The sequence below is a fragment of the Promicromonospora umidemergens genome (genome assembly GCF_024171995.1).
Lineage (GTDB): Bacteria > Actinomycetota > Actinomycetes > Actinomycetales > Cellulomonadaceae > Promicromonospora > Promicromonospora umidemergens.
Window position 1 is genome coordinate 171,294 of record NZ_JAMTCT010000012.1, and the last position, 13,486, is coordinate 184,779.

The following is a 13,486-nucleotide window of genomic DNA, read 5'->3' on the forward strand; positions in this document are numbered from 1 at the left end:
CGCGGACCCAGGCGTTCGAGAGGAGACCCGATGAGCACGACCATCGAGCTGACGGACGGCGGCGCGCCCGCGTCGGCCGGGCCGCCGCAGGACGGCGGCGAGATCCGGTGCGGCGACCTGGTCCGGATCTTCGCCACGGACGGCGTGGAGGTGCAGGCGCTGCAGGGCCTCACGCTGAGCGTCGACCCGGGGGAGATCGTCGCCGTCGTCGGCGCGTCCGGTTCCGGGAAGTCCACGCTGCTGACGATCCTCTCCGGCCTGGACACGCCGACGGGCGGGTCCGCCGTGGTGGCGGGCACGGACCTGCTGACCATGGGACACGCCGAGCGGGTGCGGTACCAGCGCTCCACCGTCGGCTTCGTGTGGCAGCAGACCTCGCGCAACCTCCTGCCGTACCTGACGGCGAGCGAGAACGTCCGGCTCCCGCTGGAGCTGGCGAACACGCTGCCGCGGCGTGAGCGGCGGCGTCGCGTCGAGGAGCTGCTCGAACTGCTGGAGGTGGGCCACGTGGCCGGCCGGCGACCGGGCCAGATGTCCGGCGGCGAGCAGCAGCGGACGGCGATAGCGGTCGCCGTGGCCAACAGCCCGCGCGTGCTGCTGGCGGACGAGCCCACCGGCGAGCTCGACGAGGCCACCTCCGCCGAGGTGCTGGAAGCCCTGCGCGGCGTGAACCGGGAGACCGGCGTGACCACCCTGATCGTCACGCACGACCCGACGGTGTCCGAGCACGTGGCGCGCACCGTCCAGATCCGCGACGGCCGGACCTCGACGGAGACGCTGCGGCGCACGGAGACCGATGAGCACGGCCGGGCACGGCATGTGTCGGAGGAGTTCGCGGTGCTCGACCGGGTGGGCCGCCTGCAGCTGCCGCAGGACTTCGTGCACGCGCTCGACCTGCGGGACCGCGTCCGCTTGGCCCTCGAGCCGGACCACGTGAGCGTCTGGTCGGCGACGCCGGGCTCGTCGGCCGAGCCGAGCCCGGTGGCCGATCCTGTCGAGATCCCGACCGAGGAGGACCGATGACCGCCACCGCTCCGGCGCGCACCGTGCTGCGTGCCCAGGGCCTCACCCGGGTGTTCGGGACCGGTGCCGGCGAGGTGCGCGCCCTGACGGACGCCGCGCTGCAGGTCGCGGCGGGCGAGCTGCTCGTGGTGCGCGGCCCGTCCGGCTCTGGCAAGACGACGCTGCTGAACCTGCTCGGTGCCCTGGACCGCCCGACGTCGGGCAGCGTGTGGCTGGGCGACGCCGAGCTGACCGCACTGGGGGAGAAGGCGGTCCTCACGGCCCGGCGGGAGCGGATCGGCTACGTGTTCCAGTCGTTCGGGCTGGTGCCCGTCCTGTCGGCGGCGGAGAACGTGGAGGTACCGCTGCGGCTGCGGCGCACCCCACCGGCCGAGCGGGCGGAACGGGTGGCGGCGGCGCTGGACGCGGTCGGGCTCTCCGGGCATGCGAAGCAGCGGCCCTACGAGCTGTCGGGCGGCCAGCAGCAGCGCGTGGGCATCGCCAGGGCCCTCGTCGCGGAGCCCGAGGTGCTGCTCGCCGACGAGCCCACCGGACAGCTCGACTCGGGGACTGCCGCCGTGGTGATGGACCTGCTCGCGCGGGTCGCGCACGAGCGCGGCGTGGCCGCCGTCGTCTCGACGCACGACCCCGAGCTGATGGCCCGCGCCGACCGCGTGGTCGAGCTGCACGACGGGCAGGTGATGGACTGAGGCAACAGGGTGAATTTCCTGGTGAACGCCCTCTCGGCGCGATTGTTACGGCTGTGAGAACCACCTGGTCAGAACTGTTACCTGGTGTTACTCCCACATACCGAGATGGTCACAACTCGGTGGAGTTTCCCTTACGGTGGTCATCGGCATCTGCGTGGAGCGACTACGTTAGGTCTGTTATCACTGGGCGCAAAGAAGCGTCCGCATCGCTCCGGAGGACAACTCCGTCGGACGGAGTGGGCACAACGAACCAGGAGGACACGTGACACCTCGAAAGCGACTCATGGGAGTGGGAGCCTTTACGCTCGCCACGGCTCTGGTGCTCTCGGCCTGTGGTGGCGGCGGCAGCGGCGACGACGATGCGAGCGGCGACAACGCGGCCATCGTGACCGTCGGTAGCGGCGAGCCGCAGAACCCGCTGATCCCGACGATGACCAACGAGGTCTACGGCGGACTCGTCGTCAGGAACATCTTCGCCGGCCTCGTTCGCTATGACGAGAACGGTGGCATCGAGAACGAGGTTGCCGCGTCCATCGAGTCCGAGGACAACAAGGTCTGGAACATCACCCTCAACGAGGGCTGGGAGTTCTCCGACGGCACCCCGGTGACGGCACAGAGCTTCGTCGACGGCTGGAACTACGGCGCCTACGGTCCCAACGGACAGAACCTGAGCTACTTCTTCACCCCGATCGAGGGGTTCGAGGACGTGCAGCTCGCCGAGGACCAGCTGAACGAGGACGGCACGCCCAAGGAGGGCGAGGTGCCGAAGGCCGAGACCCTGTCCGGCCTCGAGGTCGTCAGCGACACCGAGTTCACGGTCACCCTCACTCAGCCGGAGTCGGACTTCCCCGTGCGCCTCGGCTACGCCGCGTTCTTCCCGGTGCCCGAGTCGTTCAACGAGGACCCGGAAGCCTTCGGTGAGAACCCGATCGGCAACGGCCCGTACACGCTGGCGAACTGGGAGCACGACTCCGTCCTCGAGCTGCGTCCCAACGAGTCCTACGCGGGTGGCAACACCGTCGAGAACGACGGCGTCGACCTCCTCGCGTACACGCAGGAGGACGCCGCGTACAACGAGCTGCTCGACGGCAACCTCGACATCGTCATCAACATCCCGTCGTCGGCCTTCGGCACCTTCGAGGAGCAGCTGGGCGAGCGCGCGGTCAACCAGCCGGCCGCGGTGATCCAGGTCATCAACGTCCCGGAGTACAACGAGAAGTTCTCCGGTGAGGCGGGCCTCCTGCGCCGTCAGGCGATCTCCATGGCCATCGACCGTGAGGCGATCACCGAGACCGTCTACCACGGTGCTCGCACGCCGGCCACCGACTTCACCTCGCCGGTGATCAACGGCTGGACCGAGGACCTCGAGGGCAACGAGGTGCTGCAGTACAACCCGGAGGAGGCCAAGAAGCTCTGGGACGAGGCCGAGGAGATCGAGCCGTGGGGTGACGAGCCGTTCTACATCTCGTCCAACGCGGACAGCGACCACCAGTCCTGGATCGACCCGACCTGCAACGGCATCCGCGACGTGCTCGGGATCGAGTGCGAGTTCGACCAGTACCCGGTGTTCGACGAGTTCCTCGACGCTCGTGACAACGAGACGCTCCCGGCGACGGCCATGTTCCGTGGTGGCTGGCAGGCGGACTACCCGTCCATGGGTAACTTCCTCGGCCCGATCTACGGCACCGGTGCCGGCTCGAACGACATGAACTACTCGAACGAGGAGTTCGACGCCAAGCTCGACGAGGCGGCCGGCGCTGCGACTCCGGAGGAGGCCACCGAGCTGTACAAGGAGGCCCAGACCATCCTCCTCGAGGACCTGCCGGGCATCCCGCTCTGGTACCAGAACGCCACCGGTGGCCACTCCGAGGCGGTCGACAACGTGGCGTTCGGCTGGGACAGCGACCCCATCCTGACGCAGGTGACCAAGTCGGAGTGATGGTGATGACGTCCGGTCGCCGGACGTAGCCCATCACCCCAGATGGGAGGCGGGGCGTGCAACACTGCACGCTCCGCCTCCCCTGTGCCGTGTCCTGGCTCTCGGAAGGTTCCGGGATAATGGGCGGCGGAAACTTACCAAGGAGATTTAACGATGCTCTGGTACATCGGACGCCGACTGATCCAGGTGATCCCCGTGTTCCTCGGTGCCACGCTGCTGCTGTACGCGCTGGTGTTCCTGCGACCCGGTGATCCCGTCGCGGCGCTGGGCGGTGAACGAGGCCTGCCCGAAGCCGTACAGGCCCAGATCCGCGAGCAGTTCCACCTCAACGAGCCGTTCATCATGCAGTACTTCTACTTCCTCAAGGGCGTCGTCACCTTCGACATGGGGAACGACTTCACGGGGCAGCCGGTGGCGGAGACCATCGCGAACGCGCTGCCCGTGACCTTCCAGCTGGCCATGATGGCCATCGTGATCGAGGCCGTGCTCGGCATCGCCTTCGGCCTGTGGGCCGGCATGCGCAAGGGCAAGCTCTTCGACTCCGTCGTACTCGTGTGGAGCCTGCTGCTCATCTCGGTCCCCACGTTCGTGACCGGTCTGCTGCTGCAGATCATCGTGGGAGTCCAGCTCGACTGGCTGCCCGTCACCGCGGGACGAGATCCGAACTTCTACAGCCTCCTGCTGCCCTCGATCGTGCTGGCCGCCACCTCGTTCGCCTACGTGCTGCGGCTGACGCGCACGTCGGTCTTCGAGAACATCACCGCTGACTTCGTGCGCACCGCGCGGGCCAAGGGCCTGTCCCGCGCCTTGGTGACGCGGCGACACGTGCTGCGCAACTCCCTCATCCCCGTGGTCACGTTCATCGGTGTCGACCTGGGCAACCTCATGACCGGATCGATCGTGACCGAGGGCATCTTCAACATCAACGGCGTGGGTGGCACCCTCTTCGAGGCGATCCAGCGTGGCGAGAACACGACGGTCGTCGCGCTGTCCACGGTGCTCGTGATCGTCTACATCGGAGCCAACCTGCTCGTGGACCTGCTGTACGCCGTTCTGGACCCGAGGATCCGTTATGCCTGAGAACACCCGACCAAACCCCCGTCCGGGCCAGGAGCACTTCGTCGCCGGGCCCGACGTGGTCCAGCTCCAGGTCATCGACTCCGTCGACACCAGCGAGGCGCCGTCGAGCATGTGGCGCGACGCCTGGAACGAGATGCGCCGCCGCCCGATGTTCTGGGTCTCGGCGGTGATGATCGTCGTGGTCATCATCGTGTCCATCATTCCCGGCGTGTTCACGACCGCGCTGCCGCGCTCGGGCTGCGACCTCGGCAACGCGTTCGCATCACCGTCGGGCGAGCACCCGTTCGGCACCAACCAGAACGGGTGCGACATCTACGCCCGGACCCTGTTCGGCGCCAGGTCCTCGGTGCTCGTGGGCACGCTGACCACCACGTTCGTGGTGATCCTCGGTACCGCCATCGGGGCGATCGCCGGCTACTACGGCGGGTGGCTCGACACCATCCTGTCGCGGCTCACCGACGTCTTCTTCGCCGTGCCGTTCGTGCTGGCCGCCATCGTGATCCTGAGCCTGGCGGAGGAGCGCACGGAACTGACCGTCGCGGTCGTGCTGGCTGCCTTCGGGTGGACGTCGATCGCCCGGATCGCCCGTGGCTCCGTGCTCAGCGTGAAGAACAACGAGTTCGTCACTGCTGCCAAGGCGCTCGGCATGGGCCGGTTCGCCATCATGGTGCGGCACGCGCTGCCCAACGCCGCCGCCCCGATCATCGTGTACGCGACGGTGGCCCTCGGTACGTTCATCGTGGCCGAGGCCACGCTGACGTTCCTCGGCATCGGCCTGGACCCGTCCACGGTCTCGTGGGGCGGCGACCTGTCCACCGGGCAGAGCGCGCTCCGCTCCAACCCCGAGATCATGTTCTACCCGGCTGCGGCGCTCGGCTTCACCGTGCTCGGCTTCATCCTGCTGGGTGACGTCGTCCGTGACGCCCTGGACCCGAAGGCGAGGAAGCGATGAGCACCACCGTCTCCCTGAACGACGCCGTCGAGCAAGAGCCGGAGCGCTGGGAGTCCCAGGACGCGTCGACGCCGCTGCTCGAGATCAAGGACCTGCACATCGGGTTCACCACGGGGCAGGGCGTTGTGCAGGCCGTGCGCGGCGTGGACCTCAACGTCTACCCGGGGCAGTCCGTCGCGATCGTGGGCGAGTCCGGTTCGGGCAAGTCCACCACTGCCCACGCGATCATCGACCTGCTGCCGGGCACCGGCAAGGTGACCGGCGGATCCATCAAGTTCGGCGGACGTGAGCTCGTCGGGCTGGGCCGTCGGCAGACCGAGGACCTGCGGGGCCGGGAGATCGGCCTCGTGCCGCAGGACCCGATGTCGAACCTGAACCCCGTGTGGCGCGTGGGCACGCAGATCGACGAGGCCCTCGTGGCCAACGGCTTCCAGGGCGACCGGGCGGCGCGCAAGGCGCGCGTCGTCGAGCTGCTCGGGGAGGCCGGGCTGCCGGACGCCGAGGTGCGGGCCAGGCAGTACCCGCACGAGTTCTCCGGCGGTATGCGCCAGCGCGCGCTCATCGCGATCGGCCTGGCCTCGCGGCCCAAGCTGCTCATCGCGGACGAGCCGACGTCGGCGCTCGACGTGACGGTCCAGAAGAAGATCTTGGACCACCTGGAGGGTCTCACCAAGGAGCTGGGTACGGCCGTCCTGTTCATCACGCACGATCTGGGCCTGGCCGCCGAGCGCGCCGAGCACCTCGTGGTGATGTACAAGGGCAAGGTCGTGGAGTCCGGCCCGGCGCGACAGATCCTGCAGGACCCGCAGCACGAGTACACCAGGCGGCTGGTCGCCTCGGCGCCGTCGCTGGCCTCTCGCCGCATCCAGTCCGCGCACGAGCGGGGCAAGCAGACCGACGAGCAGCTCGCCGCCCACGCGGACGAGACCGCGAAGGCCGCACCCGACGTCGTCGTGGCGAAGGACCTGACCAAGGTGTTCCGGCTCCGCGGTGCGCGTCCTGGTACGCACACGGACTTCACCGCGGTCGACAACATCTCGTTCACCCTGCCGAAGGGCCGCACGATCGCCCTGGTGGGCGAGTCCGGTTCGGGCAAGTCCACCGCTGCCAACATGGTGCTGGGGCTCCTGGAGCCGACGTCGGGGGTCGTGACCATCAACGACCAGGACATGGCCACGATGTCGGGCAAGCAGTCGTTCGCGATGCGCCGCCGGGTGCAGCCGGTGTTCCAGAACCCTTACGGGTCCCTGGACCCCATGTTCTCGGTGTTCTCCTCGATCGAGGAGCCGCTGCGGCTGCACCGGGTGGGTGACCGGAAGTCCCGCGAGGTGCGCGTGCGTGAGCTGCTCGACATGGTGTCGCTCCCGCAGGCGACCATGCGCCGGTTCCCGAACGAGCTGTCGGGCGGCCAGCGGCAGCGCATCGCCATCGCGCGTGCGCTGGCGCTCAAGCCAGAGGTGCTCGTGCTCGACGAGGCCGTCTCGGCACTCGACGTGCTGGTCCAGGCGCAGATCCTGACGCTGCTCAACGACCTGCAGGCCGAGCTGGGGCTGTCCTACCTGTTCATCACGCACGACCTCGCGGTCGTGCGGCAGATCGCCGACCTGGTGGCCGTGATGAAGGACGGCAGCATCGTGGAGCACGCGACCACCGACGAGGTGTTCGACAACCCGCAGCAGGAGTACACGCGGGATCTCCTGGCGGCCATCCCGGGCGCAAGCCTGGAGATCGGCGGCTGACCTCCGCGCTCGCGCGAACCGGCGACCTCGTCGGTCGTGCCGTCAGGACCTGGGTCCTGACGGCACGACCGACGAGGTCGCTTCGTCGTTCATCGAAGAGTGACACGGACGACACCTGAGGATTTCGAATCCCGGGTAAGATAGTGCTGCCGCGAGACCGGTCCTTTCGGATCAGCGTCCGCGCACCTTGACTCCCCTTCTGGAAATGAGTGCTCCGTGACCGTGCCTGCAACCGCGCCGACCTCGGTCCGTGCGACCCGTTCCGACCTGCGAAACGTCGCGATCGTGGCCCACGTCGACCATGGCAAGACCACGCTTGTGGACGCCATGCTGCGGCAGTCCGGATCCTTTGGCGCCCGCCAGCACCTCGAGGACCGCGTGATGGACTCGGGCGACCTGGAGCGTGAGAAGGGCATCACGATCCTCGCCAAGAACACCGCCATCCGGTACTCCGGCCCGGCGGCGGCGGCGAACGGTGAGCCCGACGGCATCACGATCAACGTGATCGACACCCCTGGCCACGCCGACTTCGGTGGTGAGGTCGAGCGCGGCCTGTCGATGGTCGACGGCGTCGTGCTGCTCGTCGACGCGTCCGAGGGCCCGCTGCCCCAGACGCGGTTCGTGCTGCGCAAGGCGCTGGCCGCGAAGCTGCCCGTCATCGTCGTGGTGAACAAGGTGGACCGTCCGGACGCACGCATCACCGAGGTCGTCGCCGAGACCACCGACCTGCTGCTCGGTCTGGCCAGCGACCTGTCCGACGAGGTCGAGGACCTCGACCTGGACGCCATCCTCGACGTCCCCGTCGTGTACGCGTCGGCGAAGGCCGGCCGCGCCTCCACCGAGCAGCCGGCTGACGGTGGCCTGCCCGACAGCGAGGACCTCGAGCCGCTGTTCGCGACCATCCTCGAGAAGACCCCCGCGCCGACCTACGAGGAGGACATGCCGCTGCAGGCGCACGTCACCAACCTCGACGCGTCGCCGTTCCTCGGTCGTCTCGCCCTGCTGCGCATCCACAACGGGACCCTGGTCAAGGGCCAGAACGTCGCGTGGGCCCGGCACGACGGCTCGCTGCAGACCGTGAAGATCACCGAGCTGCTGGAGACGAAGGCGCTCGACCGCGTGCCGACCGACAAGGCTGGCCCCGGCGAGATCGTCGCCGTCGCAGGCATCGCCGACATCATGATCGGCGAGACCCTCACCGACATCGACGACCCGCGCCCGCTGCCGCTCATCGCTGTCGACGACCCCGCGATCTCGATGACCATCGGTATCAACACCGCGCCGCTCGCCGGCAAGGGCGGCAAGGGCCACAAGGTCACCGCCCGACAGGTGAAGGACCGCCTCGACGCCGAGCTCGTCGGCAACGTGTCGCTCAAGGTGCTCCCGACCGAGCGTCCCGACGCGTGGGAGGTGCAGGGCCGTGGCGAGCTGGCCCTGGCGATCCTCGTCGAGCAGATGCGCCGCGAGGGCTTCGAGCTGACGGTGGGCAAGCCGCAGGTCGTCACCAAGACGGTCGACGGCAAGATCCACGAGCCGATGGAGCGCATGACCATCGACGTGCCCGAGGAGTACCTCGGCTCCGTCACGCAGCTCCTGGCGCAGCGCAAGGGCCGCATGGAGACCATGACGAACCACGGCACCGGCTGGGTCCGCATGGAGTTCATGGTTCCGGCACGTGGCCTCATCGGCTTCCGCACGCAGTTCCTCACGGACACCCGCGGCACCGGTATCGCGGCGTCGATCGGTGACGGTTACGAGCCCTGGCACGGCCCGATCGAGTCGCGCATGACCGGCTCGCTCGTCTCCGACCGCGCCGGCAAGGTCACGCCGTTCGCCATGATCAACCTGCAGGAGCGCGGCTCCTTCTTCGTGGACCCCACGCAGGAGGTGTACGAGGGCATGATCGTCGGCGAGAACTCGCGCAACGAGGACATGGACGTCAACATCACCAAGGAAAAGAAGCTGACGAACATGCGGTCGGCGAGCGCCGACAACTTCGAGAACCTGATCCCGCCGCGCAAGCTCACCCTCGAGGAGTCCCTGGAGTTCGCCCAGGAGGACGAGTGCGTCGAGGTGACCCCCGAGGTCGTCCGCATCCGCAAGGTCCTGCTCAACGCGACGGACCGCGCCCGCGCCACGGCCCGCGCCAAGCGTTCCTGATCGACCCCTTCCGCCGAGTGCTGGATCTTCGCCCATGAACGATCGTTCTGAGGGCCAAGATCCAGCACTCGGTGCGTTCGGGGGGCTGCTCGCCGTGCATGCGCATCCTGACGACGAGACCTTGGCCACCGGGGGGCTGCTCGCCACCTTCGCCGCGGCCGGTCGGCCGGTCTGCGTCGTCACCTGCACGCGCGGAGAACGTGGCGAGGTCATCGCCCTTCCGGGCACGACGTCGGAGGGGCTGGCCGGCCTCGAGGGCGACCGGCCGGCGCTGGGCGCCTACCGGGAGACCGAGCTGGCGGGGGCGCTGACTCGACTGGCCGGCGGCGTCGCCGATGCGGTCGAGCACGCGTTCCTCGACACTCTCCCGCTGTCGGACCCTCAGGTCAGCATGGTGACCCATACGTCTGGCACGTCGGGTGAAGTGCGGTACGAGGACTCGGGGATGGCCTGGGTGGCGCCGGGTGTTGCCGGCCCCGCCCCGGACTCCCCGCCGACGGCGTTCGCCCGGGTGCCGCTCGACGAGTCCGCCGGCCGGCTCGCTGGGCTGGTCCGCGCGCGGCGCCCGGTCGTCGTCGCCACCTACGAGCCCGGTGGCGGCTACGGGCACCCGGACCACGTGCGCGCGCACCAGGTGACGGTCCGTGCGCTCGAGCTCGCGGCGGACCCGGCCTGGCGGCCGACGGCGGAGGCGTGCCGGCGGGGGAGGGCGAGCCGGGCGCCGCCGTCGGACGGTGGGACGAGCCATGGGCCGGTGCCGAGCTGTGGCAGGCCGTCGTCCCGGCCGCGGAGCTGCGCGAGGCGCGGGCGAGGCTCTCCGCGATACCGGAGGCACGTGCGCTCGCCGCGGCCGAGAACCTGACGTTCGCAGCCCCGGAGCGAGGCCTGACCATGCGGTCGGCAGAACGTCAGGAGATCGGCAGCTCGGGCTACCGATCTCCTGACGAACTACCGATCACACGCTCCGGCCAGGTGGTCCGGGTGCGGACCGGGGGCGTGGTCGGGCGGGTGGTGGGGGCGTTGCGGGCTCATGCGACGCAGGTGCAGCACGCGACCGAGCTCGCGCGTCCCGATGGGGCGGTCGCCGGGTGGTACGCGCTGTCCAACGATGTGCTGGCTCCGATCCTCACCGTCGAGACCTACCTCGCCGTAGAGGTCGGATAGGAGCAGAACGGCTGGAGCGGGCGGGGACCGGTGCGGGGTCAGCGCTCCTGGAGGGCGTCCAGGCCGATCGACATCGCGGCCACGAGCCGACGGTCGAGCCGCGGGTCCTGGATGTTCACGACGTACCGGTCGCGAAGACCCCACTTCTTCTCCACGGAGAAGGCCGGCTGGCCGTCGATCAGGAAGTCGAAGTGGTACGGCAGCCAGGCTGCCTCGACGAGCCGGCGGAGGATGGCGACCGTCATGTTGCGCTCGGCCCCGGTGGCCGTGCCCAGCTCCGGCTGCTCCACGTGCCAGGTGCTGCGCAGCAGCGACTTGGCGAAGTCCTTGCGGAACGAGCCGATCGGGCTGCCGCCCGCGTCGACGACGTCGTAGGTGGCGCCAAGGTCCATCACCTGACGAGCCTTGAACCCGAGGACGGGCTCCTGCTTGGTGTCGTCGGTGTAGAGCGTGACCTGTTCGCGGAAGGCCATCCGCTTCTGCTGAGCAAACGCGTAGAGCTCGCCCTCGGAGCCGTCCGGCTGCGCGCCGCGGACCTCGTACTGGTTGACCATCAAGCGGATGCGCTGTCGAACGATGAGCTGCGTCTGTGCCTGGAGGGTATTCACCCGCCGGAGTGTTGCACATTCGCAGTCTCCTCCCAGGTGAATGCTGGACAATGGCTGGGTGAACTCACCCGGACGACACCTCGGACGAACGATCGTGCGCACCTTGCTGGCCGTGCTGCTCGGCGTGGTCATGGGCGGACTCGGGACAGTGGTGCACCGGTTCGGCGACGATTCCTGGTACCTCGGCCTGCTCCTCGCGCTGGCTCTGACGGCTGCGGCGGGTGTGCTCGCGCGTGCCTGGGCCGGCTACGGCACGCTGCTCGGATTCGGTGTGGGCTGGGTCGCCATGGTGCAGGCCTTGTCGCTGCCGGGGTCCGGTGGCGACGTCGTGGTCCCGGCAGGTGTGCTGGGCATGGTCTGGTCGTACGTGGGGGTGGCGGTCGTGGCAGTCGTCGCGTTTCTGCCGCGGTCATGGTTCGCAGAGGTCCCAGCACGCCGACATCGGCCTGCTGCCTGAGGTCTGCGGTCCTTCGCAGACTGGTTCAGGATGGGGTGAAGGATTGATACACAACCTCCACCTCGGGGCGCCCGATACGCGGCCTTGGGCATGATTCCGGCTGGATAGGATGCCCGGCAGGGCCGCCGCGTCCGGCGGAATCGCCGCAGGTCAGGTACGCCCTTGGGGGACGCGGAGAGCCCGCGTCTCGGGTAGTTGCACGGAGCGTGCCGATGGGTCAGCCGACCGAGCGTGACGAACCGCTCGAGCCGACGTCAGACGAGAACGCCGGGGCACGACCTGCCCCGGTAACACCTCCCCGCTTGTCCCAGTCACGCCCTGGCAGCGTGCCGAGACAGGTGGCGAAGCCCCCGATGCGGCCGACGGACCCCGGGGCAGCGCAATCTTCAGTACCGGCCGGTCACCCGACCGCTCAGCCGGCCCCCAGATCCCCAGAGAAGGCCCAGCCAGTGACCCCTTCGGAGCAGTCCGAGGCCCCCCAGGCCCCGCGCCCGCCCGTCGTGCCGCCCGCAGCAGCGCCCGCGGCAGCCGAGAGCGCCCCCAGGAGCACGGGAGCGGGCGCCGGAGTGCCGGACGGCACTCCGAGCAAGCCCGAGCCGTCGACCCCGCCAGTGCCAACGACCAAGCCTGAGCCCCCGAAGAGCGCGACCGGTCCGGACAAGGACGGTCCCGACCCGGTTGAGGTGCTGCAGACCGTCGTGGAGAAGCTCGCGACGCCCTCGGCCAAGGCACCAACGGCGCCGAGGAACGGTTACACGCCGCGCGTCTTCGCGTTCGACCGTCCGCCAAAGACCGCACCCGCGGCAAAGAGCGCCGAGAGCCCGAGCGCGGGGCCGCAGAGCCCTGCGACGCCGGCCGCGCCACCGGCCGCCTCGCCGGCGCCGGCGTCGGCGCCGGTCACCCCCAAGGTAGACCGGCCGGTCCCTGCGACGGGCCAGAGCACCTCCCCCGAGCAGGTGGCGCCACCGGCCACGGCACGATCGGCGTCGAACGCGCCTGCACCCGCAGCGACGACACCCAGCCCTTCGACGCCCGCAGCGGCGCCGTCCAGCCCCTCGACGCCCGCAGCCGGTGCGGCAGGAGCGGCCGCGGTAGGAGCAGGTGCGGCGGCCGCCGCAGGTGCGGTAGCTGCTACGGCAGCCCAGGCTCCCGCTGTCCCTGGTTCCGCGCCTACTGGCCCTGCCCCTGCGAGCGGGCCTGCCCCTGCGAGCGGCCCCAGCCGCGCAGGCTCTGCGCCTGCGAGCGGGCCTGCCCCCGCGGGCTCTGCGCCCGTTGGGTCCGCGTCCGCAGATTCTGTGGGTGCCGCAGGCCCAGGTCCTGTGCCCGTTGGTCCCGCTGCTTCCGCTGCTCCCGCGGCCTCAGGCCCTGCGCCCGTTGCTCCCGCAGCTCCGGCGCCTGTCAGCTCTGCGCCTGTCGGCCCTCCGCCCGCTGGTCGTGCGCCTGCCGGCCCTCCGGCCGTGGCAGCCTCGTCCGCCGGTCCCGCCGCCTCGAACACTGGCTCGTCCGACGGCGCGGCGCGCCCGACCGCTCCGGACACCGCACCCGGCTCCGTAGGCCCGGCCGGGGCGGCGTCGAGTACGGCACCCGAGAGGCCTGCACCCGAGAGGCCTGCACCCGAGAGGCCTGCACCCGAGAGGCCTGCACCCGAGAGGCCTGCACCCGAGAGGCCTGCACC

At 69.8% G+C, this 13,486-nt stretch carries 12 protein-coding genes; 10 read left to right on the top strand and 2 right to left on the bottom strand.

All coding sequences use genetic code 11. The features are described 5' to 3' along the window. Positions 1-30: 30 nt before the first annotated feature. The 9 genes from APR04_RS18550 to APR04_RS18590 all read left to right on the top strand — a co-directional run bounded on the left by APR04_RS18550 (position 31) and on the right by APR04_RS18590 (position 10,746). Positions 31-1,023, top strand: a complete 993-nt coding sequence (locus APR04_RS18550; protein WP_253872841.1) for an ABC transporter ATP-binding protein — start codon at positions 31-33, stop codon at positions 1,021-1,023. Further along, positions 1,020-1,712 carry an ABC transporter ATP-binding protein gene (locus APR04_RS18555; RefSeq protein WP_253872844.1) on the top strand — a complete coding sequence of 231 codons (693 nt, stop codon included), beginning with the start codon at positions 1,020-1,022 and terminating at the stop codon, positions 1,710-1,712. The genes APR04_RS18550 and APR04_RS18555 overlap by 4 nt, the downstream gene beginning before the upstream one ends. Positions 1,713-1,974: 262 nt before the next feature. Then, positions 1,975-3,651 (top strand): peptide ABC transporter substrate-binding protein, encoded by a 1,677-nt coding sequence (locus tag APR04_RS18560; RefSeq protein WP_308292369.1) that lies wholly within the window; start codon positions 1,975-1,977, stop codon positions 3,649-3,651. A 153-nt stretch (positions 3,652-3,804) separates the two neighbouring features. Next, positions 3,805-4,731, top strand: coding sequence for an ABC transporter permease (locus tag APR04_RS18565; RefSeq protein WP_253872846.1), 927 nt, complete (start codon positions 3,805-3,807; stop codon positions 4,729-4,731). Further along, positions 4,724-5,683: an ABC transporter permease gene (locus APR04_RS18570; protein WP_253872849.1), complete on the top strand. Its 960-nt coding sequence runs from the start codon at positions 4,724-4,726 to the stop codon at positions 5,681-5,683. Before APR04_RS18565 ends, APR04_RS18570 begins: the two co-directional genes overlap by 8 nt. After that, positions 5,680-7,422, top strand: coding sequence for a dipeptide ABC transporter ATP-binding protein (locus tag APR04_RS18575; RefSeq protein ID WP_253872851.1), 1,743 nt, complete (start codon positions 5,680-5,682; stop codon positions 7,420-7,422). Before APR04_RS18570 ends, APR04_RS18575 begins: the two co-directional genes overlap by 4 nt. A 216-nt stretch (positions 7,423-7,638) precedes the next feature. Next, positions 7,639-9,582 (top strand): translational GTPase TypA, encoded by a 1,944-nt coding sequence (typA, locus tag APR04_RS18580; RefSeq protein WP_372496131.1) that lies wholly within the window; start codon positions 7,639-7,641, stop codon positions 9,580-9,582. Positions 9,583-9,616: 34 nt separating this feature from the next. Continuing rightward, positions 9,617-10,444: a PIG-L family deacetylase gene (locus tag APR04_RS18585; RefSeq protein ID WP_253872854.1), complete on the top strand. Its 828-nt coding sequence runs from the start codon at positions 9,617-9,619 to the stop codon at positions 10,442-10,444. Between the two features lie 29 nt (positions 10,445-10,473). Further along, complete coding sequence (locus APR04_RS18590; protein ID WP_253872857.1) at positions 10,474-10,746, top strand: hypothetical protein; 273 nt, start codon at positions 10,474-10,476, stop codon at positions 10,744-10,746. A 38-nt stretch (positions 10,747-10,784) separates the two neighbouring features. Here the strand turns inward: APR04_RS18590 and APR04_RS18595 are convergent, their stop codons facing one another. Beyond that, positions 10,785-11,354, bottom strand: a complete 570-nt coding sequence (locus APR04_RS18595; protein WP_253872859.1) for an LURP-one-related family protein — start codon at positions 11,352-11,354, stop codon at positions 10,785-10,787. A gap of 58 nt (positions 11,355-11,412) precedes the next feature. Here APR04_RS18595 and APR04_RS18600 point away from each other — a divergent pair, with 58 nt between their 5' ends. Beyond that, positions 11,413-11,811 carry a hypothetical protein gene (locus APR04_RS18600; RefSeq protein WP_253872861.1) on the top strand — a complete coding sequence of 133 codons (399 nt, stop codon included), beginning with the start codon at positions 11,413-11,415 and terminating at the stop codon, positions 11,809-11,811. 751 nt (positions 11,812-12,562) lie between these two features. Here APR04_RS18600 and APR04_RS18605 read toward each other — a convergent pair. Next, the coding region (locus tag APR04_RS18605; protein WP_372496132.1) for a pentapeptide repeat-containing protein at positions 12,563-13,486 on the bottom strand (924 nt) is incomplete at its 5' end.

Coding starts and splice junctions, on each gene's coding strand:
- APR04_RS18550 (WP_253872841.1), top strand. CDS start 31: ATGAGCACGACCATCGAGCTGACGGACGGCGGCGCGCCCGCGTCGGCC.
- APR04_RS18555 (WP_253872844.1), top strand. CDS start 1,020: ATGACCGCCACCGCTCCGGCGCGCACCGTGCTGCGTGCCCAGGGCCTC.
- APR04_RS18565 (WP_253872846.1), top strand. CDS start 3,805: ATGCTCTGGTACATCGGACGCCGACTGATCCAGGTGATCCCCGTGTTC.
- APR04_RS18570 (WP_253872849.1), top strand. CDS start 4,724: ATGCCTGAGAACACCCGACCAAACCCCCGTCCGGGCCAGGAGCACTTC.
- APR04_RS18575 (WP_253872851.1), top strand. CDS start 5,680: ATGAGCACCACCGTCTCCCTGAACGACGCCGTCGAGCAAGAGCCGGAG.
- APR04_RS18585 (WP_253872854.1), top strand. CDS start 9,617: ATGAACGATCGTTCTGAGGGCCAAGATCCAGCACTCGGTGCGTTCGGG.
- APR04_RS18590 (WP_253872857.1), top strand. CDS start 10,474: ATGCGGTCGGCAGAACGTCAGGAGATCGGCAGCTCGGGCTACCGATCT.